This is a genomic window from Enterobacter cloacae complex sp. I2 (assembly GCF_014896205.1).
In the GTDB taxonomy this organism is placed as follows: Bacteria; Pseudomonadota; Gammaproteobacteria; order Enterobacterales; family Enterobacteriaceae; genus Enterobacter; species Enterobacter quasihormaechei.
The window spans coordinates 105682-130012 of the sequence record NZ_JADBRA010000004.1 but is presented as its reverse complement, the minus strand read 5'-3'; the positions used below and the strand labels follow the sequence as shown (position 1 = coordinate 130012).

The following is a 24331-nucleotide window of genomic DNA, read 5'->3' as shown; positions in this document are numbered from 1 at the left end:
GCCATGACAATAACTCCACAACAACTGATCGCGCTGCTACCGCTGCTGATCGTCGGATTGACGGTGGTGGTTGTGATGCTCTCCATTGCGTGGCGACGCAATCACTTCCTGAATGCGACCCTGTCCGTTCTGGGTCTGAACGCTGCGTTAGTCTCCCTCTGGTTTGTTGGCCAGGCGGGCGCGATGGACGTCACGCCGCTGATGCGCGTTGACGGCTACGCCATGCTCTACACCGGTCTGGTGCTGCTGGCGAGCCTGGCAACCTGTACCTTTGCATACCCGTGGCTGGAAGGTTACAACGACAACAAAGAAGAGTTTTACCTGCTGGTACTGATTGCCGCGCTGGGCGGCATTCTGCTGGCGAACGCGAACCACATGGCCGCGCTGTTCCTCGGCATTGAGCTGATCTCACTGCCGCTGTTCGGCCTGATTGGTTACGCCTTCCGCCAGAAACGCTCGCTGGAAGCGGCAATCAAGTACACCATTCTGTCTGCTGCCGCGTCGTCGTTCCTGCTGTTCGGTATTGCGCTGCTGTACGCGCAGACGGGTAACCTCTCGTTCATGGCACTCGGCAAGAGCCTCGGCGACGGCATGATGCACGAGCCGCTGCTGCTGGCGGGTCTGGGCATGATGATTGTTGGCCTTGGCTTCAAGCTTTCTCTGGTGCCGTTCCACCTGTGGACGCCAGACGTATACCAGGGTGCGCCTGCACCGGTCTCTACCTTCCTGGCGACGGCGAGTAAAATCGCTATCTTCGGCGTGGTTATGCGTCTGTTCCTGTACGCGCCGGTGGGTGACAGCGAAGCGGTTCGCGTGGTGCTGGGCATTATCGCGTTCGTGTCCATCATCTTCGGTAACCTGATGGCGCTGAGCCAGACCAACATCAAGCGTCTGCTGGGCTACTCCTCAATCTCCCATCTGGGCTACCTGCTGGTGGCGCTGATTGCGCTGCAAAGCGGCGAGATGTCGATGGAAACCGTGGGTGTGTATCTGGCCGGTTACCTGTTCAGCAGCCTCGGCGCCTTCGGCGTGGTGAGCCTGATGTCCAGCCCGTACCGTGGTCCGGATGCAGATTCCCTGTTCTCCTACCGTGGTCTGTTCTGGCACCGTCCGATTCTGTCGGCGGTAATGACCGTGATGATGCTCTCGCTGGCGGGTATCCCGATGACGCTGGGCTTTATCGGTAAGTTCTACGTGCTGGCCGTCGGTGTGCAGGCGGGTCTGTGGTGGCTGACTGCCGGTGTCGTTATCGGCTCCGCGATTGGTCTCTATTACTACCTGCGCGTAGCGGTGAGCCTGTACCTGAGCGCACCTCAGCAGCTCAACCGCGATGCACCATCCAACTGGCAGTACAGCGCCGGCGGGATTGTGGTGCTCATCTCCGCGCTGCTGGTGCTGATCTTCGGTATCTATCCGCAGCCGCTGATTGAGATTGTTCAGCGCGCGATGCCGCTGATGTAAAAACAAAAAACCCGCCTCGGCGGGTTTTTTATTGCCCAGCGGCGCTACGCTTGCAGGGCCTGCGGATTTTGTAGGTCGGGTAAGCGTAGCGCTACCCGACTAAGCCAGCTGCTTCCGGCTAATCAACGGCCCCTCAATCTTCTTCATCGACCGCTCCAGCACTTCCTCAATCACCGACGACAGCTCGTTCAGCTCAAACTTCGCCACATAGCCGTCCGCCTTCACTTTGCGAATATGATCTTCGTTGGCGTTGCCGGAAAGGGACGAGTGGATCACCACCGGAATATCCTTCAGGATCGGGTCGGTTTTAATTTTGCGCGTCAGCGTAAAGCCATCCATCTCCGGCATTTCGAGGTCGGTTAATACCAGAGCGATCTTGTCGGTGACGGGGACGCCCTCAGCCTGCGCCTGCGCGGCCAGCTGGGTGATTTTCTCCCATGCGTCTTTGCCGGTGATATGCAGCTGAGCCGGGATCTCCATCGCCTGCAATCCTTTCTCCAGCATCGAACGCGCCACCTTCGAGTCTTCTGCAACAATCGCGACAGAGCCTGGCTTGATGTTGAATTTGGTGGTTTCCAGATGGGTGGCGTGCAGATCGTGATTCGCCGGGGTGATGTCATACAGGATCTGTTCCACGTCCAGCACCATCGCCAGATCGTTGGTGTCGGTCTTGTCATCCAGGCAGGCAATGCTGGTGATATAGCGACCGCTGACGGCGGTTTCGGCGGCGTGCACCTGCTTCCAGTCAAGACGCATAATGTTCTCCACCGATTCCACGGCGAAGGCCTGCACGCTGCGGGCATATTCGGTGATCAGCAGAATGTTCAGCCCGGTGGTTGGCTTGCAGCCAGCGACGGCGGCCAGATCGATCACCGGGATCACCTGGTCGCGAATGTTTACCATCCCCATCAGCGGCGACTTCATGCCCGCGGGTTTGGTGAAGGTCGGCATCGGCACAATTTCGCGCAATTTGAACACGTTGATACCGAACAGCTCGGATTTATTTTCGTTCAGAGAGGTGCCAAGACGGAACAGCAACAGTTCAAAACGGTTGGACAGGGTGAGATTCGCTCTGTCATCAATATCTTTCTGGAAATTATCCATTCTACCCTCAAGAGAAATGCTGGCCTTTTAATCGTTATCGGCATCCTGAGGGAAAAATAAAGGACTAAACGCTGACCTGAGCGAAATCTTCCGCCAGCTCGCAGGCGGGAAACACCTCCCGACACTCTGCCAGCAGGCTTTCACAGCCGCGGACGTCATAGCGTGAACTGACGTGCGTGACAATCAGTTTCCCAACGCCAGCCTCACGCGCCAGCCGCGCCGCCTGACGCGTTGAGCTGTGCCCCCGGCTGTTGGCTTTCTCTTCCATCGCCGCTTCCAGCGTCGCCTCGTGCACCATCACGTCCACGCCCCCGGCAAGCCGAAGTGCCGAAGGGCAGGGGGCGGTATCACCAAAAATAGCCAGTTTTTTGCCCGGCTGCGGCGGCGCGAGGTAATCCTGACCGTTAATGACGCGCCCGTCGTCCAGCGTGACGGTTTCACCAAGCTTAAGGCGCTGGAACAGCGGGCCGGGCATAACGCCATCGGCCCGCAACGCGGCGGCGTTCAGCGCGCCGGGCTTATCGTGCTCCTCAATGCGATAGCCGTAGCATTCCACCGGATGGTTAAGCGGGTAAGCGTGCACCCGATAATCACCGTCGTCGAACACCTGGCCTTCGGCTATCTCAATCACCTCCAGCGGATAGTCGGTCCACGAGCCGCTCAGGCGCAGCGTGGTTTCAACAAATTCCTGAATGCCCGCAGGGCCATAAATCGTCAGCGGGTTGGCGTTACCCGCCATTGAACGGCTGCACAGCAGGCCCGGCAGGCCGAAAAGATGATCGCCGTGCAGATGCGTAATAAATATTTTATCCACTTTCCCTGGGTGATATGAGGTGTGCAGCAGCTGGTGCTGCGTGCCCTCACCGCAGTCAAACAGCCACAGCCCACCCCGGGTAGGATGCTTAAGATCCAGCAGAATTGCCGTCACGTTTCGTGAGCGGGTTGGCACGCCGGCGGACGTACCCAGAAAAATCAGTTCCATAACGCAATCAGCCCTTTGCCCAATGGGAAGAGGTTTAGTATAACGTGATGAACCCCAGGAAGGAGAAACACATGATCCAGTGGCAAGATCTACACCACAGCGAACTGACCGTGCAGTCACTCTACGCCCTGCTCAAGCTGCGCTGCGAAGTCTTCGTGGTTGAACAAACCTGCCCGTATCAGGATATCGACGGCGATGACTTAATCGGCGAGAACCGGCACATCCTCGGCTGGCGGAATAACGAGCTGGTGGCGTATGCGAGGATTCTGAAAAGCGACGACGATTTTGACCCTGTCGTCATTGGTCGCGTCATCGTCAGCGGCAGCGCGCGCGGTGAAAAGCTGGGCTATCAGCTGATGGAAAAGACGCTGGAAGCATGCCAAAAACAGTGGCCAGACAAGGCGTTATACCTGGGCGCACAGGCGCATTTGCAATCTTTCTATGCCCATTTTGGCTTTAGCGCGGTCACCGGGGTTTATGACGAAGATGGCATCCCCCATGTTGGCATGGCGCGCGAAGCGAAACAGGCGCAATAGCGAGACGTTGTCTATAGTTATCGGACTGGTGTACTAACATGGAGAAAAATATGTCATTTCAATCCTGGGAAACCCGAGCAGACGACGACCTGACGCTGCTAAGCGAAACGCTGGAAGAAGTGCTGCGCTCTTCAGGCGATCCTGCCGATCAGAAGTACATTGAGCTTAAAGCCCGCGCCGAGCAGGCGCTGCATGACGTTAAAAACCGCGTCAGTAACGCGTCCGACAACTACTACTACCGCGCCAAACAGGCGGTGTATCGTGCCGACGATTATGTGCATGAAAAACCGTGGCAGGGTATTGGCGTCGGTGCAGCCGTAGGGCTGGTGCTGGGTCTACTGTTAGCCCGCCGTTAAGCCGATAAACCCCTCCCTACACGTGGGTACTGCTATTTATTGTCAGTACCCCGTATAATATAAGGTTTTAACAGGGAGAGGTTCGCGTGCACTCGATTTTCCTCGCGCTGCAAAGCCTGCGCACCCAGCTTGCGCAAGCGTTGCCTGATACACCCGGTTTCCGTCATTTCGACGTCTCTTTCCCGTTAAACGATGCCTTCGATCCCCTGGCCTGGCTGGGCGTGCAGCGAAGCTATCCCCAGTTTTACTGGCAACAGCGCAGCGGTGATGAAGAACTTGCCGCGCTGGGAAGCCTCGCTCATTTTGATTCTCTGGCCTCGGCTTCCCGGTTCCTGCACACCCATGCCGTGGCAAATGACACCCGTATCTGCGGCCTGAACGCCTTCAATCCGGTGCAGGGCACGCTGTTTTTACCGCGTCTTCTCTGGCGACGGTCTGCCGGTGTCGCCACGCTGCGCCTGCAACTGTGGAGCGAAACCTCGCTGCGCGAAGATGCCCGTGTGGCATTGAGTTTTGTCGATAACCTGCGCGACGCCGCGCCGATCCGCCCGCTGTCCGTTCAGATTGAGCAGGAAACCCATCATCCAGAAAAACCGGAATGGCTGGCACTGATCCGTCAGGCAACGGATACCATTGCTCGCGGCGACGTCGAGAAAGTGGTGCTCGCACGCGCCACCGATGTGCAGTGCCGGCAGCCCGTAGACGCCATTGCGCTGATGGCCGCCAGCCGCGCGCTGAACCTCAACTGCTATCATTTTTGCATGGTCTTCGATGCCGACAACGCGTTTCTTGGCTCGACCCCCGAGCGCCTGTGGCGGCGACGCGGCACGCTGCTGCGCACCGAAGCGCTGGCAGGCACCGTTGCCAGCCATTCTGACGATAAGCAGGCCCAGCGTCTGGGGGACTGGCTGATGAACGACGACAAAAATCAGCGGGAAAATATGCTGGTGGTGGAAGATATCTGTCAGCGTCTTCAGCACCAGACCCGGACGCTGGAGATCCTGCCTGCCCAGGTGCTGCGTCTGCGCAAGGTGCAGCATTTACGCCGCTGTATCTGGACCGAACTCAAACACGCTGACGACGAGCAGTGTTTGCATATTCTGCAACCGACGGCGGCGGTGGCCGGGCTGCCGCGTCAGGCGGCGCGAGAATTTATTGAGAAAGTGGAGCCGTTTGACCGGGAGTGGTACGCGGGTTCGGCGGGCTATTTGTCGGTCGATCAAAGTGAATTCTGCGTGGCATTACGCTCCGCCCGCGTTCACGACGCCGCGCTGCGTCTTTATGCAGGGGCGGGCATCGTCAGCGGCTCCGATCCGGAACAGGAGTGGCAGGAGATCGAAAACAAAGCCGCCGGGCTGCGTTCCCTTCTCCTGAAGGATTAATACTGATTCGTGCAATCCCGATTCATATCAAAATTCTGACTTTTTCTATTATTTATACTGTGTCGCATTCTTGATACTGGACAATCTCATGTCAGTAAGTTCTTTTAACCGACGCTGGGCGACGGTGATCCTTGAAGCCCTGACCCGGCATGGCGTCAGGCACGTGTGTATTGCCCCGGGCTCTCGCTCCACGCCGCTCACCCTTGCTGCGGCGGAAAACCGGGCTTTTATTCATCACACCCATTTTGACGAGCGTGGGCTCGGTCATCTGGCGCTCGGCCTGGCGAAAGTCAGCAAAGCGCCCGTGGCGGTGATAGTCACCTCCGGCACGGCGGTGGCGAACCTCTATCCGGCGCTGATTGAAGCGGGGTTAACCGGCGAAAAGCTGATTTTACTCACCGCCGATCGTCCCCCTGAACTTATTGACTGCGGCGCTAACCAGGCGATTCGTCAGCCCGGCATGTTTGCCTCGCATCCGTCACGGACGGTTTCGCTGCCGCGCCCCACGCAGGATATTCCTGCCAGCTGGCTGGTTTCTACCCTGGACCACGCCATGAACGCGCTGCGCAGCGGCGGGCTGCACATCAACTGTCCGTTTGCCGAGCCGCTGTACGGCGAAATGAACGATACCGGCCTCGCCTGGCAGCAGCAGCTCGGCGACTGGTGGGAAAGCGAAAAACCGTGGCTGCGCGAGCAGACGCATCTGGAAAGCGCGAAACAGCGCGACTGGTTCTTCTGGCGTCAGAAGCGCGGCGTGGTCATTGCCGGGCGGATGAGCGCGGCGGAAGGCAGGCTGGCGGCGGAGTGGGCCCACACGCTTGGCTGGCCGCTGATTGGCGACGTGCTTTCCCAGACGGGCCAGCCGCTGCCCTGCGCGGACCTCTGGCTGGGGAACGCGAAGGCGGTCACCGAGCTTGCGCAGGCGCAGATTGTCGTCCAGCTGGGATCGAGCCTGACGGGCAAGCGCCTGCTCCAGTGGCAGGCCACCTGCACGCCGGAAGAGTACTGGCTGGTGGATCCGCTCGAAGGACGCCTTGACCCGGCGCACCATCGCGGTCGCAGGCTGGTCAGCGACGTTGAGCGCTGGCTGGAGCTTCATCCGGCGGAAAAACGTAAGCCCTGGGCGGTTGAGATCCCCGAACTTTCGCGTCAGGCGTGGGAGCTCACCAAAGCGCAGTGCGAGGCGTTCAGTGAAGCCGGTCTGGCGCACCGTATCCGCAAATACCTTCCCGAGCAGGGGCAACTTTTTGTCGGCAACAGCCTGGTGGTGCGCCTGATTGACGCCTTCTCGAAGCTGCCCGCAGGTTACCCGGTGTACAGCAACCGGGGGGCGAGCGGTATTGACGGTCTGATCTCCACCGCGGCGGGCGTACAGCGGGCCAGCGCGAAATCCACGCTGGCGATAGTAGGCGATCTCTCAGCCCTCTACGATCTCAACGCGCTGGCGCTTCTGCGTCAGGCGTCGGCTCCTTTCGTGCTGATTGTCGTTAACAACAACGGCGGGCAGATTTTCTCCCTGCTGCCGACGCCGCAAAGCGAACGTGAGCGCTTCTATCTGATGCCGCAAAACGTGCAGTTCGAACACGCCGCCGCCATGTTCAGCCTTAAGTACCATCGCCCGGAAAGCTGGGACGCGCTGGAAACGGCGCTGAACGCCGCCTGGCGACAGCCCGGCGCAACGCTGATTGAGCTGGTGGTTAACGATTCGGACGGCGCGCAGAAGCTGCAACATCTGCTGGCGCAGGTGAGCCACCTGTGATCCTCGCAGGCGTCACTCAGCGCGGAAAACCAGGCTACCCCTGGCTGGTTTTCCTGCACGGCTTTTCCGGCGACTGTCACGAGTGGCAGACCGTTGGGGCGTCGCTGGATGACTATCCCCGGCTCTACCTTGACCTGCCCGGACACGGTGGTTCAGCGGAGACGGGCGTGGCGGGGTTTGCAGAGATGAGCGAGTTGCTCACGCACACTTTTATTAGTTACAACATACTAAACTACTGGCTGGTGGGGTACTCCCTCGGCGGCCGCATTGCGATGTTTCATGCCTGCCAGCACCTTGCGGGGTTAGACGGGGTGATTGTGGAGGGTGGACACCCGGGCCTGCAAGATACCGATGCGCGTCAGGCGCGGCTGATCTCTGACCGACGCTGGGCGTCACGTTTTCGCAGCGAGCCGCTGGAAGCTGTCTTTACAGACTGGTATCAACAGCCGGTCTTTGCCTCCCTTACGGAGGAACAGCGCAAGGCGTTGATCGCGCTGCGCAGCCGGAACAACGGCCCGAGGCTGGCTGATATGTTGGAAGCCACCTCGCTTGCCGTTCAGCCTGATTTACGTCCCGCGCTCACCGCGCGTGATTTTCCTTTTAACTTTCTCTATGGCGAACGTGATGAGAAGTTCAAAGCCCTTGCCGCTGAACTCAACGCCACGCGCCATGCTATCCCCCATGCCGGACACAACGCCCACCGGGAGAACCCGGATGCAGTTGCCGCGAGTCTGGCTCAGATACTGCGTCATCGAACAAAGGACACGCTATGATCTATCCTGATGAAAACATGCTCTACGCGCCGGTTGAATGGCAGGACTGCTCCGAAGGCTACACCGACATTCGTTACCACAAATCCGCCGACGGTATCGCCAAAATCACCATCAACCGTCCGCAGGTGCGCAACGCGTTTCGTCCACTGACCGTCAAAGAGATGATCCAGGCGCTGGCGGATGCCCGCTACGACGACAATATCGGCGTTATCGTTCTGACCGGTGAAGGCGAGAAAGCCTTCTGCTCCGGCGGCGATCAGAAAGTGCGTGGCGACTACGGCGGATACCAGGATGATGCGGGCACGCACCACCTGAACGTGCTGGATTTCCAGCGCCAGATCCGCACCTGTCCGAAACCGGTCGTGGCGATGGTAGCAGGGTACTCCATCGGTGGCGGTCACGTGCTGCACATGATGTGTGACCTGACTATCGCGGCGGAAAATGCCATCTTCGGCCAGACCGGCCCGAAAGTGGGCTCTTTTGACGGCGGCTGGGGCGCTTCCTACATGGCGCGCATCGTCGGGCAGAAAAAAGCCCGAGAAATCTGGTTCCTGTGCCGTCAGTACAACGCCCAGGAAGCGCTGGATATGGGGCTGGTTAACACCGTGGTGCCGATCGCCGATCTTGAAAAAGAGACCGTGCGCTGGTGTCGCGAAATGCTGCAAAACAGCCCAATGGCGCTGCGCTGCCTTAAGGCGGCCTTGAACGCGGACTGTGACGGTCAGGCGGGTCTTCAGGAGCTGGCGGGTAACGCCACCATGCTGTTCTACATGACCGAAGAGGGTCAGGAAGGGCGCAACGCGTTCAACGAAAAACGCCAGCCAGACTTCAGCAAATACAAACGGAACCCGTAATGCGTCGCGCGCAGGTTTACCGCTGGCAGATACCGATGGACGCGGGCGTGGTGCTGCGTGAACGGCGGTTAAAAACCCGTGACGGACTTTTTGTGCACCTCCGGCAGGGCGAGCGGGAAGGGTGGGGCGAAATCGCCCCGCTTCCGGGCTTTAGCCTGGAAACGCTGGACGAGGCGCAGGCGGCGCTGATGGCCTGGACGCACCAATGGCGCGAGGGGGTGGCTCCGGCACTGCCGGACGTTACTTCCGCCGCGTTCGGCATCAGCTGTGCGCTGGCCGAGCTGGACGGCAGTTTGCCGGACGCGGCGAACTATCGCGCCGCGCCGCTCTGTACCGGCGATCCGGATGAACTCTTCGCGCTGCTCTCCGCGATGCCGGGCGAGAAGGTGGCGAAAATTAAGGTTGGCCTGTACGAAGCGGTGCGCGACGGGATGGTCGTCAACCTGCTGCTGGAAGCCATTCCCGATCTACACCTGCGGCTGGACGCCAACCGCGCCTGGACGCCGCTGAAGGCGCAGCAGTTTGCGAAGTACGTCAACCCGGCGTACCGCAGCCGCATCGCGTTTCTCGAAGAGCCGTGCAAAACGCGCGACGAGTCCCGTGCCTTTGCCCGGGAAACCGGCATTGCTATCGCCTGGGATGAGAGCCTGCGCGAAGCCGATTTCACGTTTGCCGCCGAACCGGGCGTCAGCGCCGTGGTGATTAAGCCAACGCTGACCGGCAGCCTCGACAAGGTGCGCGAGCAGGTTGCAGCCGCCCATGCGCTGGGGATGACGGCGGTGATCAGCTCGTCCATAGAATCGAGCCTCGGGCTGACGCAGCTGGCGCGCATTGCCGCCTGGTTAACGCCAGAGACTGTACCCGGCCTTGATACGCTGAGCCTGATGCAGGCGCAGCTGCTTCGCCCGTGGCCGGACAGCACCTTACCGTGCCTTGACGTCGGGGCGCTGGAGCCGTTGCGATGAGCTTTAACGACTGGCCGTGGCGGCACTGGCGCGCCCGGAGTGGTGATAAACCCGCGCTGCGTTTAGACGATGTCACGCACAGCTGGTCTCAGCTGTGCAAGCGTATCGATCGTCTGGCCGCCGGTTTTCAGGCTCAGGGCGTCAGGGAGGGCGACGGCGTCATGCTCCTCGCCCACAACCATCCGCGCACGCTGCTGGCCTGGCTGGCCCTGCTTCAGTGCGGTGCCCGCATTTTGCCGGTAAACCCTCAGCTTCCCCGCCCGCTGCTGGACGTTCTCCTGCCGCAGATGACGCTGCGCTTTGCGCTGGTGCTTAACGGTGAGTATGACGGTCTGCCCGCGCTGGCGTTGAGAGAGGGCGAGGAGCTTGCCAGCGTGACGTGGCGGGCTGAACGTCTGGCCTCAATGACGCTCACCTCCGGCTCCACCGGCCTGCCAAAAGCAGCGGTGCATACCTGTGCTGCCCACCTTGCCAGCGCACGAGGCGTGCTGTCCCTGATGCCTTACGGCGGTGATGACGACTGGCTGTTGTCCCTGCCGCTTTTTCACGTCTCCGGTCAGGGGATTCTGTGGCGCTGGTTGCAGGGCGGAGGCCGCCTCACCGTGCGCGAAAAACAGCCCCTGGAGCAGGCGCTCCAGGGCTGCACCCACGCCTCGCTGGTGCCGACGCAGCTGTGGCGGCTGCTCAATTCACACCATCCCGTCGCGCTGAAGGCCGTGCTGCTCGGGGGGGCGGAAATCCCCGTTGAGCTGACCGAACAGGCGCGCGAGCAGGGCATTCGGACCTACTGCGGCTATGGCCTGACCGAGTTCGCCTCCACCGTCTGCGCCAAAGAGGCCGACGGTGCGCCGGACGTGGGCCGCGCGCTGCCGGGCAGAGAGGTGCAGGTGGTAAACGGTGAAATCTGGATCCGGGCACAAAGCATGGCGGCGGGCTACTGGCGGGACGGCGCGTTACTGCCGCTGGTCAACGAGCAGGGCTGGTTTGCCACCCGCGATCGCGGTGAGTGGCATAACGGCCGCCTGGCCGTTCTGGGCCGCATGGACAATCTCTTTTTCAGCGGCGGAGAAGGGATCCAGCCGGAAGCGCTGGAGCGCGTCATCGTTACGCATCCGCAGGTAAGCCAGGCGTTTGTCGTTCCGCTGGACAATGCCGAGTACGGGCAGCGACCGGTGGCGGTAGTGGAATGTGAGCCGGGCACGGATATCACGCTGTTGCCAGAGTGGGTTCAGGGCAGGCTGGCGCGCTTTGAGCAGCCGGTGCACTGGCTGGTGCTGCCGTCAGAACTGAAAAATGGCGGGATTAAAATCTCCCGCCAGGCGTTAAGGCAGTGGGTCAATGCCCTGCTGAAGGGCTAATCAGCCGATATCCGGCTGCGGTTTGTGCTGGCGACGACGGACCCAGCGCAGCACCGGCGGCACGACAATCACCATAATCGCCATTGCCAGCAGGATCTTCGTCACGCTGCTCTCCCACAGGATCGCCATGTTGCCGTTGCTGATGGAGAGCGCGCGGCGCAGGTTCTGCTCCAGCATTTCCCCCAACACAAACCCTAAAATCAGCGGCGACATCGGGAAGTGCATCTTGCGCAAGATGTAGCCCAGGATCCCCAGCAGCACCATCAATACCAGGTCGAAGGTGGTGCTGTGCACCGCGTACACCCCAACCGCAGAGACGGCGGCGATGGCAGGAACCAGGAACCACAGGGGAATGGTCAGCATGCGCGTAAACAGGCCGATCAGCGGGATGTTCATCACCAGCAGCATCACGTTGGCGATCAGCAGCGCCGCAATCAGGCCCCAGACGATATCCGGCTGCTCGGTGAACATCGCCGGCCCCGGGGTGATGTTATAGAGCGTCAGCGCGCCCATCATCACCGCCGTGGTGCCCGAACCCGGCACGCCGAGGGTCAGCATCGGGATGAACGAACCACAGGCCGAAGCGTTATTGGCCGCCTCCGGCGCCGCCACGCCGCGAATATCGCCTTTGCCGAAACCGTCGCTGTTACCGCTCAGCTTCTTCTCGGTCATGTAGGTGATGGCGCTGGCGATGGTTGCCCCGGCGCCTGGCAAAATGCCGACAAAGAAACCGATCACCGACGACCGCAGGGTGGCACCCACGCACTGCGCCCCCTCTTTGGCATTGAACAGCATACGTCCGGTTTTACGCACCAGCGTCTGCCCGCTGCTGGTATGCTCCAGCATCAGCAAGATTTCTGAGACGGAGAACAGACCAATCACCACGACGATAAACTGCACGCCGTCGGAGAGGTGAACGCTGTCGAAGGTAAAGCGGTAAACCCCGGTGTTGGCATCCACGCCGACGGTGGCTAACCCCAGGCCAATCAGCGCAGATAAAAATGACTTAAGCGGGTTCTGCGCCATCATGCTGCCGAGGCAGGCAATGGCGAATACCATCAGCGCGAAATACTCGGCAGGACCAAACGCCAGCGACCACTGGGCCAGCGCCGGCGCGAACAAAATGATGCCGCCAATGGCGATCAGGGAGCCAAAGAACGAGCTGACGGCGGAAATTGAGAGTGCCACGCCGCCGCGTCCCTGCTGCGCCATCGGGTAGCCGTCCAGCGCGGTCATAATGGCGGCGGCATCGCCGGGCACGTTAAGCAGTATCGACGAAATTCGCCCGCCGTACTCGCAGCCGATGTACACCGTCGCCAGCAGGATCAGCGCCGACTCCGCAGGCAGGTGCAGGGCAAAGGCCAGCGGCAGTAAAATCGCCACGCCGTTGATCGGGCCAAGGCCCGGCAGCAGGCCGACGATGGTCCCGACGAAGCAGCCGATCAGGGCGATCACCAGGTTTTCCGGGGTCATCGCTACCGCGAACCCCTGAGAGAGATAGATCCAGGTATCCATAGCGTGCTCCGTTAGTTAAACCATGCGCCGAGCGGCAACGTCACGTCCAGCAGGCGGTCGAAGGCGTACCAGAGCAAAATGCCCAGTACGACCCCGGAGATCCCCGCCGCGGGCAGCGAGGCGTTAAACAGCATGCCAATCACCATCGTCAGCAGGGCAGTGGCAATCGGGAAGCCGAGCCACTCAAAGCCCCACGCGTACATCAGCAGGACAATCACCATCACCAGCAGACGTTGCAGGGTGCGGCGTGGCGGCCACTCTACGGTGTCCGGATGGCGCAGCAGTAGCGCCACCGAGCAGAGCAGCATCAGGCCGACAATGCCGATGGGGAAGGGGCGTGGCCCTACGGGTTCATAGCTGTATTCGCTGTGGATCTGCCAGGCGACGAACAGCCCGCCAATGCAGAGCAGCAGCCATATCCCGGCAAAAATGCGATCGCTCATAGCGCCTCCGGTTATTTCGCCAGGCCAAAGGCTTTCGCCTGTTCGCGGTAGTCATTCACCTGTTTTTTCACGTACTCGTCCAGCTGCTTGCCGTTCAGGTTGAACTCAAACAGTCCGCGCAGATCGCGCTGTTTTTTGAACTCGTCGGTTTGCTGGAGTTTTGTGAAGGTATCCACCCACCACTGGTACTCGGCGTCGGTCACTTTTGGCCCGACAAAGAAGCCGCGGATGATCGGCCAGACCAGGTTATAACCCTGCTCTTTGGCGGTTGGGACGTCCGCCAGCTGGCCCGGCAGACGGTTTTCCGAGAAGACCGCCAGCACGCGGATCTTATCTCCGCTCAGGTAGGGCACCATTTCGCTGAGATCGCCCGATACCGCCTGCACGTGATTGCCCATCAGCGCCGTCACCGGCTCGCCGCCGCCTTCAAAGGCCACGTAGCGCATCTTGTGCGGATCCACTTTGGCCTGCTGCGCGAGCAGCGCGGCTTTCATCCAGTCCTGGCTACCGATAGACGCGCCCGCGCCAATTACCACGCTGTTCGGATCTTTTTCCATGGCGGTCAGCAGATCTTTCAGGGACTTCCAGGGAGAGTCGGCACGAACGGCGATCATCCCGTAATCGGTGCCCACGGTGGCGAGCCAGCGCACATCATCCACGTCATAACGACCAAATTTCCCCTGCGACAGGTTCAGCAGCGAGCCGCCGGAGAAGGCCACGACGGTACCGGGTTCGGCAGGGCGCTGCGCGACAATGGCGTTATAGGCTACCGCGCCTACGCCGCCGGGCATGTAGGTGACGCGCATCGGTTTTTCGATGGCCTTCGTCTCCAGCAGGCTGACCTGAATCAGCTTGCAGGTCAGGTCGAAGCCGCCGCCGGGTTTGGCCGGGGCGATACATTCGGTGCGGGACGGCGCCTCCTGCGCCTGGACGACAGAGGCACTCAACAGCAATACGCTTGCAGCAACAGCAGAAAGTAATTGTTTTTTCATCGTTTATCCTCACGCCGGAGAACCGGGAGTACGGGTACGGGTGTCTTTTTTCTGATTATGTGAACCACCTTGTAGCGGTTCCGTTGCGTGATTGTTAAAACAATAACCTTTCATTTCCCTTTCACTGCGACACCAACTTTACAGGATGTGATATGCGTCTCTTACTCGCGGAAGATAATCGTGAGCTGGCTCACTGGCTGGAGAAAGCGCTGGTACAGAACGGATTTGCCGTGGATTGCGTCAACGACGGGCGGGCGGCCGACCACCTTTTGCAGGGGGAAAACTATGCCGTCGCCATTCTTGATATCGGCATGCCCGGCTTCGACGGGCTGGAGGTGGTGCATCGCCTGAGAAAGCGCGGGCAGACGCTTCCCGTGCTGTTTCTTACCGCCCGCAGCAACGTGGCGGACAGGGTGAAAGGGCTGAATGCCGGGGCGGATGACTATCTGCCGAAGCCGTTCGAGCTGGAAGAACTCGATGCCCGCCTGCGCGCGCTGCTGCGCCGCAGTGAAGGGCGAACCCAGGAGCGGCAGCGGCTGGGGGAGCTGGAGTACGATGATGAAGGCTTTTTTCTGCTGCGCGATGAACCCCTTTCCCTCACGCCGCGCGAACTCTCTCTGCTGAAGGTGCTGATGCACCGCCGGACCCGTCCCGTTTCCCGACAGCAGCTCTTCGACCAGGTGTTCAGCCTGAACGACGACGTTAGCCCCGAGAGCATCGATCTCTATATTCACCGCCTGCGCAAGAAGCTGACCGGCAGCGGCGTGCGGATCACCACGCTCCGTGGGCTGGGCTACGTGCTGGAGTGCGGCGATGAAGTGGGTTAAGCCGCAGTCGCTTTACCTGCAACTTTTGCTCTTTCTGGGGTTGCCGCTGCTGCTGTTATGGGGGCTGTCGGCCTTTAACAGCTACGTTAGCGCGCTACAGGCGGCAACGCAGGCCTATGACCGTACGCTGTTATCCTCGGCGCGCACGGTGTCAGAGCGGCTGGTGGTGCACAACGGCAAGCTCCAGGTAAACGTGCCCTGGGTGGTGCTCGACAGCTTTGAGCTGAACATGAACGATCGCCTCTATTACAAGGTTGTTGATCCTGATGGGCGGACGATCTCCGGCTATGACGATCTGCCGAAAATGCCACCCTCCACGTCGCGCACCACCCACTATCCTGCGCTGGCCTGGTTTTATCATACCGAGTATCGCGGGCAGGCGATCCGCGTGGCGAAGCTGCTCCAGCCGGTTAACGAAGACAGCGTGTTCGGCATGGCGGAGATATACGTTGCCGAAACCTTGCAGTCGCGGCGCTATCTCGCCACTCAGCTGCTGTTTTCCTCGCTTGTGTCGCAGGGGCTGCTGGTGCTGCTGACGCTGATTTTAACCGCCTGGCTGCTTCGCCGCGTGCTGCGCCCGATGCGCCAGCTCTCCTCGCTGATGGTGCGCCGCGAGCCAGGGCTGCTGGCCCCGCTGCCGGAGCTGTTGCCCTGGTCGGAAACGCGGCTGCTGATTGTGGCATTTAACCGCTATATCGACAGGTTGCGCGGCGTACTTTCGCGGCAGGCGCGCTTCAATGCCGATGCCTCACACCAGCTCAAAACGCCGCTGGCGGTGCTGAAAACCCAGGTGTCCGTTGCCCTGACGCGTAACGATCCGGCGCTGTGGCAGGAAAGTTTACGGGCAATGAACGTGACGCTGGATAACACCATCGTGCTGACCGAAAGGCTGCTACAGCTTTCAGCGGTGAAGCGAAAAGAGCAGGGTGAGCGACAGTTTGCCCCTGTCGATCTGGTTCAGGTGGTGCAAAACAGCTGCTTTTCCCGGCTGGCGCAGGCGCGCAGCAAGGCTATTGACCTCGGTTATGACGGCGTACAGCAGCCGGTAATGATTGAGGGAGATGACGTGCTGCTGGGCGAACTCTGTGCCAACCTGCTGGAGAACGCGATCAAATACACGCCGGAGCAGGGCATCGTCACGGTGTACCTGCGCATGGATAACGATGCCGTTGAGCTGAGCGTGGAGGACAGCGGACCGGGGATTGCCGAAGATCAGATCGCCCAGGCCATGCTGCCGTTTCATCGGCTGGACAACGTGGGCGATGCCGCCGGGTCCGGCATTGGTCTGGCGCTGGCCAACGATATTGCCCGCCTGCACCGCAGCCATCTCCAGCTGATGCCCAGTCAAAATCTGGGCGGGCTGTGCGTGAAAATGCGCTTTTTGTTGATGATGTAAATGTCGATATTATCAAATCGTTACAAACTAATTGCCCGACGCACGCAGAGTCCATTGATCCCCCTGAAAGTCAGGTTAAAATCTCGCGGTTTTTGGACATCTCTGAATAAATTGTGCGGGATCACGACAATGAAAAAAGTGGCATTAATGGGCTTAGGCCTGATGTGTGTATCGGCGGCGGCCAACGCTATTTCCTTCAACGGCTCGGCGGGCGAGGACTATACCCACCTGGGCTTCGGTCTTGGCACGGACAGCGCAGGTCTGGCAATGACCGGCGGCTGGACGCATAACGACGACGACGGCGATGCGGCAAGCCTGGGCCTCGGCTTCAACGTTCCTCTCGGCCCGTTCCTGGCGACCGTTGGCGGTAAAGGGATCTACACCAACCCGAACGACGGTGACGAAGGTTACGCGGCGGCAGTGGGCGGCGGCTTGCAGTGGAAAATTGGCGACAGCTTTGGCCTGTTCGGTGAGTACTACTACTCTCCGGATTCCCTCTCCAGCGGTATCGACAGCTATCAGGAAGCTAACGCCGGCGCGCGCTGGACCATCATGCGTCCGATCACCATCGAAGCGGGCTATCGCTATCTGAACCTGGCCGGTAAAGACGGCAACCGCGACAACGCCCTGGCAGACGGCCCGTACGTTGGCGTTAGCGCAGGTTTCTGATCCTCTCGGCGCGGCGTTTTGTCGCGCCAGTTTCTCTCTTCCCCCGGTCTTCGATTGCGCTATAGTGTTTTGACCATTGAAATGGGAGAACACAATGATAAACGTGGAAATGTTATCCACTGGCGACGAAGTGCTGCATGGGCAAATCATTGATACCAATGCCGCCTGGCTCGCCGATCTCTTCTTTGAGCAAGGATTACCGTTAACGCGCCGCAACACCGTGGGTGACAATCTTGAGTCGCTGGTCAACGTTCTGCGCGAGCGCAGCGAACGCTGCGACGTGCTGATTGTGAACGGCGGGCTGGGACCGACCAGCGACGATCTCAGCGCGCTGGCTGCCGCCACCGCCAAAGGCGAAGGCCTGGTTCTCCACGACGCGTGGCTGACGCAGATGGAGCGTTTCTTCTCCGATCGTGGCCGCGTGATGGCCCCCAGCAACCGCAAGCAGGCTGAGATCCCCGCCAGCGCGGAGCTGATTGATAACCCGGTCGGCACCGCCTGTGGGTTTGCCGTTCAGCTGAACCGCTGCCTGATGTTCTTCACCCCGGGCGTGCCGTCGGAATTCAAGGTGATGGTCGAGCAGCAGATCCTGCCGCGCCTGCGCGACCGTTTTACCCTGCCGGAACCGCCGCTGTGCCTGCGTCTGACCACGTTTGGCCGCTCGGAGAGCGATCTGGCCCAGAGCCTCGAACATCTGCAATTGCCTCCCGGCGTGTCGATGGGCTATCGCTCCTCCATGCCGATTATTGAACTGAAGCTGACCGGACCGGCGTCTGAGAAAGCCGCCATGCTGGCGCTGTGGCCCGAAGTGCAGCGCGTCGCCGGGGAAAGCCTGATTTTCGAAGGCACGGAAGGGCTGCCGGCGCAGATCGCCCGCCATTTGCAGTCTCGTCAGCTGAGCGTGACGCTAAGCGAGCAGTTTACCGGCGGGCTGCTGGCGCTCCAGCTGACCCGGGCGGGTGCACCGCTGCTGGCCAGCGAAGTGGTGCCGTTCCAGCAGGAGACGCTCGCGCAGACCGCGCGCTGGGCGTCCGAGCGCAGAGTGAAGCATTTCGCGGGGCTGGCGCTGTTTGTTGGCGGGCTGGATGAAGAGCATCTCAACTTCGCCCTGGCAACCCCGGAAGGAACGCACGCCCTGCGGGTGAAGATGAGTATTACCCGCCACAGTCTGGCCGTGCGTCAGGAGGTGTGCGCGATGATGGCCCTGAACATGCTGCGCCGCTGGCTGAACGGCAAAGAGGTCGCCAGCGAGCACGGCTGGATCAACGTCGTCGAGTCGCTGTTCGTGGAGTGAGAATCTGCCGGGGCGGTGGCCCCGGCAACGGTTACGCCAGCGCGTTTGCCAGCAGGGTAATAGGATGTTCGCAGCGTTTGCTGGTGGACATCTCAATCTGCCATTTACAGGTTTCACAGTCGGTCACGACGATATCCGCGCCGCTCTCTTCAATTTGCCGGAACAGCGGCGCGCCAATTGCCTGTGACGTTGGGTAGTTTTCGCGCTTGAAGCCGTAGGTGCCTGCGATGCCGCAGCAGCGTGAATCCAGCACCGTCAGCTCCAGCCCCGGGATCAGCCGCAGCAGCTCAAGCGTATAGAGCGACCAGCCCATCTTTTCCATATGACATGGCGTGTGATACACCACTTTCAGCGGCAATTTGCCCAGCGGTAACGTCTGCCCGCCGTCCAGTTTGCGCCAGAGAAAACGGGTCGCCAGCTCGATGTGCTCGCGCAGGCCGGTGTTATCCACATCCAGCAGATGCGGATATTCATCGCGCAACGTGAAGGTACAGGTTGACGAAGTTGCCAGTACCGGTATGCCTTTGTCGACGATCGCTTCACGTAAAGCGGTGACGTTGCTTTTCGCCTGCCTCCGCGCTTTGTCGGTAAAACCGTTGGCAATTAGCGGAACGCCGCAGCACTTCTCTTTGCTCAGCAGCTGAACGCCCGTTCCCATGGCGTTCAGCACTTTCAGCAGGTCTTTCCCCAGCTGCGGATGGTTGTAGTTCACGTAGCAGCCGTGGAAGAAGGCGACCTGCTCGGCGAACCGCGCCTGTTCTGCCGCCACGGATTTATACCAGCCGCGGAAGGTGCCGTGTGAATATTTCGGCAGGCTGCGGTGATGGTCGATTTTGAGCGTTGCATCCAGCAGCCTGCGCACCGGCTTCAGGACGGTGGCGGCATTGACGACCGGCGCGAAAGGCGTCGAGATGCTGCCCATCAGATCGGTATGGCTCAGTATCGCGTCACGTAGCGTCGGTTTCTGCGTGCTGTAGCGCGCGCGGGCGCGCTGGATGATATCGCCAATTTTCACGTCCGACGGGCAGGCAACTTCGCAGCGCTTGCAGTTGATACAGTATTTCAGCGCCTCGTCGTAAAGCGCTCCGTCCTTCAGGCGCAGACGTTCTCCGTCGGGACCGGCCTGCTTCGGGCCGGGATAGCGCGGATCGACGCCACTGACCGGGCAAACCGTGGTACAGACCGTGCATTTGATGCAGTTTTCAAACCGGGTGTCGTTCATTGTGCTGCCTCCCTGCGCTGAATAATCTGCTCCGCAACGTGCAGCGCGGTGACGGCGCAGACGCCGCCGCCGCAGCCCTGCGCCACGGGATCGTACCCGCCCAGAACCGAGCCGATGGCGTACAGGTTTTCAACCGGTTGCCCGTCCAGCCGCGGGCGCAGCTGGGCGTCGACAATCACCCCGAACTGCTGCCAGGGCTGCGGAGTGAAAAAATCGCTCTGATACCAGTCCGCGCGGGAGGCGCTTTGCCGGACGTCCAGCCCGAGGATCGCCTCGCGCACGCCCTCCCGACTGCTCAGCAGACCGTTACTGAAGAAGCTGCCGCTTGCCAGCACCGTATAGCGTGCGCGAAGCGGGATGTCGCCGTGGTTGCGGGTCCAGATTTCGCTTGCCGCGCCTTCTGCCAGGGTGATTTTTTTCACCTCGTCGCCCGCCATCCAGACGCCACCCTGGGCGACAAACTGACGCTGAAGCTGGGTATGCAGACGGATGCCGGGCACGGAAGGGGGGAGCGTCGGCAGTAAACCGAGCGTACAGGGCAGACGCGCCGAGAGCCAGCGCCAGAGCCGGTTATCCGTTAAGCCAAAGCAGGCGGGCATAAACAGGGCGTCGCAGGTCTCGCCGAGCGGTCGAAGCGCCGCATACAGCTGCGGCCAGTAACGTTCATTATCCAGCAGGCGGGCAATGTTCACCGCCCGAAACTCACTGGGGTTTTCGTGCAGCACGTCGAGTTCAGGGAGGTCAATCTCTGCGGTATCTGTCTGAACACCCTGCTGCCTGAGAGACGCGGCGGCCAGATGCGGCTGAAAGTCGAGGAATCCGCTGATCCCCACCACCAGCACGCGTTCCGCAGTGATGGGGGCGACAGGCACCTCTTCCGGGCTAAGCCAGGCGGCGCGCATGGTGCCGAGCGGTGTGACGCGCTGATGGTTAAGCTCCGCGTCACCCTGCATGCGTGCGCCGCAGGTGGTGAGCAGATATTCGGTTTCACAGGCAAAGCGGGCCATATTCTCTGCGCCCGTCAGCCGGTAGGGATGTTCAGGCGGCAGATCTTCGAACGACAGCGCGCCCAGTAAATCCAGCGATCCGGAGGAGAAGTGCAGGGCGCTCTGACCACGAGTCACAATGGCGCAGCGCAGACCGCGCTGCGTCAGCTTAAGGCCGCACAGCAGGCCCGCCAGCCCGCCGCCGACAATCACGGTATCAAATTTCATGGGGGTGCTCCTTCTCCAGACCGCAAAGCCCCAGATAGACCCAGCGGGTAAACTCGCTTTCGCGCAGGGCATCGCCCCAGGCGACGGGCTGAATGCCTTTCCAGCGCTCGTTTAAAAAATCGCTGAGCTGGGCAAGCGACTGGGTTGACGTGGTGGCGTGAAAACGTTGCAGCAGCCCGGCGGCACGGCAGGCGCACAGCTCCCCCTGACAGGTGCCCATCCCGACGCGCGTGCGGCGGCGTAAATCAAGCAGGCTGTTCACCGTCAGGTTTTCCACGGCATATTGCACCTCGCCTGCGGTCACGGCTTCGCATTCGCACACCAGGCTTCGGCTGAGTCGCCCTTCGCCAAGCCAGGTCGGAGTGCGGTCGCCGTGGCGGTAAATCGCCGAGCCGCGAAGCGGTGCGGGGAGCGAGATGATTTTATGCAGCGTTTTTTCTGTCGAGTGCTGCGAGCCGGGCAGGGCCCGCTCCGCCGTCACGCACGGCGTGCTATTGCCGAGCTTACGGCAGACGGCATCCGTGGCCCACTGCGCCATCAGCCGGTAGGTCATCAGCTTGCCGCCGGTAATGGTGATAAACCCGTCCATGCCGTCACGTTCGGCGTGATCGAGCAGCACGATGCCGCGGCTGACGTTACGCCCGCTCGGATCGTTATCGCTGGCGACGAGGGGACGCACGCCCGCGTAGGCACGCAGAATACGGGTCTGCGCCATCACCGGGGCCAGCTTTTCCCCTTCGCGCAGCAGAATATCCACCTCTTCGGCGGTAACCCGGTTGACGTCAATGTCGCTGTAGTCGACGTGCGTTGACGTCGTACCGATGAGCGAAATGGTGTCGCCCGGCACCAGAATGTCGGCATCGGACGGCTTGCGGCAGCGGTTGATGACGTGGTTATTGATGCGGTGATCGAGGATCAGCAGCGAACCTTTGGCCGGGAACATGCGGATGGATAAATCGGCGTATTCCGCGATGCGCTGGCCCCATATACCCGCCGCGTTAACCACCACGGCGGCATACAGCTCGCGGTGTTCGTTGTACTGCGCATCAAACACGCGCACGCCGCGCACGGTATTGCCTTCACGAATAAGCCCGGTAACGTGGTGCCCGGTCAGGATATGCGCCCCGTGTTCCCGCGCGTCGAGCATATTGGCGGCGGTCAGGCGGAAGGGATCAACGGTTCCGTCAGGCACCTTTACCGCGCCAAGTAACGCCGGGTTCACCGAGGGTTCAATACGGCGCGCCTGCGCCGGATCGATCGCCTCAGCCTGAATGCCTGCCGCCGTGCAGGCGGTAATAAAGGTTTGCTGAAAGTCGAGGTCGTCTTCGGGAAGGGTGATAAAAAGGCCGCTGGTGGGTTCAACGCAGTGGCGGGCGATGCGCCTGAGGATTTGGTTTTCAGCGATACATTCGCGCGCGGATTCAGCATCAGTGACCGCATAGCGGGCGCCGCTGTGCAGCAGGCCGTGGTTACGCCCCGTCGCGCCGGTGGCGATATCGTGGCGTTCCAGAAGCGTGACGCTCAACCCCCGCAGGGCGCAGTCGCGTGCGATGCCGGCACCCGTCGCGCCACCGCCAATGATAATCACATCGCTTAAGCGTGGATCGTGAATTGTCATTGCCTTTCCTCTATGTTCGTTTTTTAGCATTTAGCCACAGTGATCGTGTGGTTTGTTTGATTTCGAACATAAACGCGCGAAATTCGAAAGTGAAACGTGATTTCATGCGCTTTTTTGCGCATCCTGTCATATTTCTGTAACAATCTGTGCGTTGATTCACAGTAACATTCACCGTGATTTCTTAACATCGCCGCCTCTGTAGCCGGGCGCGAGATGCCCGGTCATTATTTGAAAGGCCACGGAGGCTGTTATGCTCAGTATCTTTAAACCTGCGCCACACCGGGCGCGACTGCCAGAGGCAGAGATCGATCCTCTCTACCGCCGTCTGCGTTGGCAAATCTTCCTCGGGATCTTCTTCGGGTATGCGGCGTACTATCTGGTACGTAAAAACTTTGCGCTTGCCATGCCGTATCTGGTGGAGCAGGGCTTCTCTCGCGGCGACCTGGGGTTCGCGCTGTCGGGGATCTCCATCGCGTACGGTTTTTCGAAATTCATTATGGGGTCAGTGTCGGATCGTTCGAATCCGCGCGTATTCCTGCCTGCCGGGCTGATCCTCGCGGCAGCGGTCATGCTGTTCATGGGCTTCGTGCCATGGGCGACCTCCAGCATTGCCATCATGTTCGTGCTGCTGTTCCTCTGCGGCTGGTTCCAGGGGATGGGGTGGCCGCCGTGCGGACGCACCATGGTTCACTGGTGGTCACAAAAGGAGCGTGGTGGCATTGTGTCGGTGTGGAACTGCGCGCATAACGTTGGGGGCGGGCTTCCGCCGCTGCTGTTCCTGTTGGGGATGGCCTGGTTCAACGACTGGCATGCCGCGCTCTATATGCCAGCCTTTGGGGCGATCCTGGTGGCGATTATCGCCTTTGCGCTGATGCGCGACACGCCGCAGTCCTGCGGCCTGCCGCCAATCGAAGAGTACAAAAACGACTACCCGGATGATTACAGCGAGAAGCACGAAGAAGAGCTGACGGCAAAGCAGATCTTCATGAAGTACGTGCTGCCAAACAAGCTGCTGTGGTACATCGCGGTGGCGAACGTCTTCGTTTACCTGCTGCGCTACGGCATCCTCGACTGGTCGCCAACCTACCTGAAAGAGGTGAAGCACTTCGCGCTGGATAAGTCCTCCTGGGCCTACTTCCTGTATGAATACGCGGGCATTCCCGGCACGCTGATCTGCGGCTGGATGTCGGATAAAGTGTTCAAAGGTAACCGTGGCGCGACGGGCGTGTTCTTTATGACCCTGGTGACCATCGCGACGGTTGTTTACTGGCTGAACCCGCCGGGTAATCCATCAGTAGACATGGCCTGTATGATCGTTATCGGCTTCCTGATTTACGGTCCGGTGATGCTGATTGGCCTGCACGCGCTGGAGCTGGCGCCGAAGAAAGCGGCAGGCACGGCGGCGGGCTTTACCGGTCTGTTTGGCTACCTCGGCGGTTCAGTGGCGGCAAGTGCCATCGTCGGTTACACCGTCGACTTCTTCGGCTGGGACGGTGGCTTTATGGTGATGATTGGCGGCAGCGTGCTGGCGGTTCTGCTGTTGATCGTCGTGATGATCGGTGAAAAACGTCACCACGCTGAAGTGCTGGCGCGTCGTCAATAAGGAGCCTT

22 protein-coding genes are annotated in these 24331 nt (G+C 60.5%); 14 read left to right on the top strand and 8 right to left on the bottom strand.

From position 1 onward, the window contains the following. Positions 1-3 precede the first annotated feature (3 nt). Entirely contained in the window at positions 4-1461 is a 1458-nt protein-coding gene (gene nuoN, locus IM300_RS04905) for an NADH-quinone oxidoreductase subunit NuoN (RefSeq protein WP_063450384.1), read from the top strand. Positions 1462-1560: 99 nt separating this feature from the next. Here the strand turns inward: nuoN and IM300_RS04900 are convergent, their stop codons facing one another. Both IM300_RS04900 and rbn read right to left on the bottom strand, forming a co-directional pair. Then, a complete protein-coding gene (locus tag IM300_RS04900) occupies positions 1561-2565 on the bottom strand; it encodes a chemotaxis protein (protein WP_193035549.1) in 1005 nt (334 codons plus the stop codon). 64 nt (positions 2566-2629) lie between these two features. Then, positions 2630-3547, bottom strand: coding sequence for a ribonuclease BN (gene rbn, locus IM300_RS04895; protein ID WP_131636545.1), 918 nt, complete (start codon positions 3545-3547; stop codon positions 2630-2632). Positions 3548-3618: 71 nt separating this feature from the next. Here rbn and IM300_RS04890 point away from each other — a divergent pair, with 71 nt between their 5' ends. The 8 genes from IM300_RS04890 (at position 3619) to menE (ending at position 11530) form a co-directional block, all read left to right on the top strand. Continuing rightward, complete coding sequence (locus IM300_RS04890; RefSeq protein ID WP_131636546.1) at positions 3619-4083, top strand: GNAT family N-acetyltransferase; 465 nt, start codon at positions 3619-3621, stop codon at positions 4081-4083. 50 nt (positions 4084-4133) lie between these two features. Then, positions 4134-4439, top strand: coding sequence for a stress response protein ElaB (gene elaB / locus IM300_RS04885; RefSeq protein ID WP_063450380.1), 306 nt, complete (start codon positions 4134-4136; stop codon positions 4437-4439). A gap of 86 nt (positions 4440-4525) precedes the next feature. Then, entirely contained in the window at positions 4526-5821 is a 1296-nt protein-coding gene (gene menF, locus IM300_RS04880; protein WP_193035547.1) for an isochorismate synthase MenF, read from the top strand. An 88-nt stretch (positions 5822-5909) separates the two neighbouring features. Then, positions 5910-7580 (top strand): 2-succinyl-5-enolpyruvyl-6-hydroxy-3-cyclohexene-1-carboxylic-acid synthase, encoded by a 1671-nt coding sequence (menD, locus tag IM300_RS04875; RefSeq protein ID WP_063868211.1) that lies wholly within the window; start codon positions 5910-5912, stop codon positions 7578-7580. Further along, positions 7577-8353 carry a 2-succinyl-6-hydroxy-2,4-cyclohexadiene-1-carboxylate synthase gene (gene menH / locus IM300_RS04870; RefSeq protein WP_193035545.1) on the top strand — a complete coding sequence of 259 codons (777 nt, stop codon included), beginning with the start codon at positions 7577-7579 and terminating at the stop codon, positions 8351-8353. Before menD ends, menH begins: the two co-directional genes overlap by 4 nt. Further along, the gene (gene menB / locus IM300_RS04865) at positions 8350-9207 is read left to right on the top strand and encodes a 1,4-dihydroxy-2-naphthoyl-CoA synthase (RefSeq protein WP_013098093.1); all 858 of its coding nucleotides are present in this window, start codon (positions 8350-8352) and stop codon (positions 9205-9207) included. The genes menH and menB overlap by 4 nt, the downstream gene beginning before the upstream one ends. Further along, on the top strand, positions 9207-10172 hold the full coding sequence (menC, locus tag IM300_RS04860; protein WP_193035543.1) for an o-succinylbenzoate synthase: 966 nt from the start codon (positions 9207-9209) through the stop codon (positions 10170-10172). Before menB ends, menC begins: the two co-directional genes overlap by 1 nt. Further along, positions 10169-11530 (top strand): o-succinylbenzoate--CoA ligase, encoded by a 1362-nt coding sequence (gene menE / locus IM300_RS04855; RefSeq protein ID WP_193035541.1) that lies wholly within the window; start codon positions 10169-10171, stop codon positions 11528-11530. Before menC ends, menE begins: the two co-directional genes overlap by 4 nt. Here the strand turns inward: menE and IM300_RS04850 are convergent, their stop codons facing one another. The 3 genes from IM300_RS04850 to IM300_RS04840 are packed head-to-tail and all read right to left on the bottom strand — an operon-like array spanning position 11531 to position 14480. Then, positions 11531-13045, bottom strand: a complete 1515-nt coding sequence (locus IM300_RS04850; protein ID WP_063868219.1) for a tripartite tricarboxylate transporter permease — start codon at positions 13043-13045, stop codon at positions 11531-11533. 11 nt (positions 13046-13056) lie between these two features. After that, positions 13057-13488, bottom strand: a complete 432-nt coding sequence (locus tag IM300_RS04845; protein WP_193035539.1) for a tripartite tricarboxylate transporter TctB family protein — start codon at positions 13486-13488, stop codon at positions 13057-13059. A gap of 11 nt (positions 13489-13499) precedes the next feature. Next, positions 13500-14480, bottom strand: a complete 981-nt coding sequence (locus IM300_RS04840; protein WP_064910302.1) for a tripartite tricarboxylate transporter substrate binding protein — start codon at positions 14478-14480, stop codon at positions 13500-13502. A 152-nt stretch (positions 14481-14632) separates the two neighbouring features. Here IM300_RS04840 and tctD point away from each other — a divergent pair, with 152 nt between their 5' ends. From tctD to IM300_RS04820, 4 genes are all read left to right on the top strand, one after another. Continuing rightward, positions 14633-15307 carry a transcriptional regulator TctD gene (tctD, locus tag IM300_RS04835; protein ID WP_017693014.1) on the top strand — a complete coding sequence of 225 codons (675 nt, stop codon included), beginning with the start codon at positions 14633-14635 and terminating at the stop codon, positions 15305-15307. Beyond that, entirely contained in the window at positions 15294-16703 is a 1410-nt protein-coding gene (locus tag IM300_RS04830) for a sensor histidine kinase (protein WP_193035537.1), read from the top strand. The genes tctD and IM300_RS04830 overlap by 14 nt, the downstream gene beginning before the upstream one ends. A 129-nt stretch (positions 16704-16832) precedes the next feature. Beyond that, positions 16833-17372 carry a YfaZ family outer membrane protein gene (locus IM300_RS04825; RefSeq protein WP_063450369.1) on the top strand — a complete coding sequence of 180 codons (540 nt, stop codon included), beginning with the start codon at positions 16833-16835 and terminating at the stop codon, positions 17370-17372. A gap of 94 nt (positions 17373-17466) precedes the next feature. After that, positions 17467-18666: a nicotinamide mononucleotide deamidase-related protein YfaY gene (locus IM300_RS04820; RefSeq protein WP_193035535.1), complete on the top strand. Its 1200-nt coding sequence runs from the start codon at positions 17467-17469 to the stop codon at positions 18664-18666. Between the two features lie 31 nt (positions 18667-18697). Here IM300_RS04820 and glpC read toward each other — a convergent pair whose 3' ends face one another. Genes glpC through glpA form a run of 3 tightly spaced genes read right to left on the bottom strand, consistent with a single transcriptional unit; the run spans position 18698 to position 22720 of the window. Beyond that, complete coding sequence (glpC, locus tag IM300_RS04815) at positions 18698-19888, bottom strand: anaerobic glycerol-3-phosphate dehydrogenase subunit GlpC (RefSeq protein ID WP_193035533.1); 1191 nt, start codon at positions 19886-19888, stop codon at positions 18698-18700. Then, the gene (gene glpB, locus IM300_RS04810; RefSeq protein ID WP_193035532.1) at positions 19885-21102 is read right to left on the bottom strand and encodes a glycerol-3-phosphate dehydrogenase subunit GlpB; all 1218 of its coding nucleotides are present in this window, start codon (positions 21100-21102) and stop codon (positions 19885-19887) included. Before glpB ends, glpC begins: the two co-directional genes overlap by 4 nt. Then, positions 21092-22720, bottom strand: a complete 1629-nt coding sequence (gene glpA, locus IM300_RS04805; RefSeq protein WP_193035530.1) for an anaerobic glycerol-3-phosphate dehydrogenase subunit A — start codon at positions 22718-22720, stop codon at positions 21092-21094. The genes glpB and glpA overlap by 11 nt, the downstream gene beginning before the upstream one ends. Positions 22721-22970: 250 nt before the next feature. On the opposite strand from glpA, the gene glpT reads away from it, so the two are divergent. Then, complete coding sequence (gene glpT / locus IM300_RS04800; RefSeq protein WP_063868234.1) at positions 22971-24323, top strand: glycerol-3-phosphate transporter; 1353 nt, start codon at positions 22971-22973, stop codon at positions 24321-24323. The last annotated feature ends 8 nt before the right edge of the window (positions 24324-24331 follow it).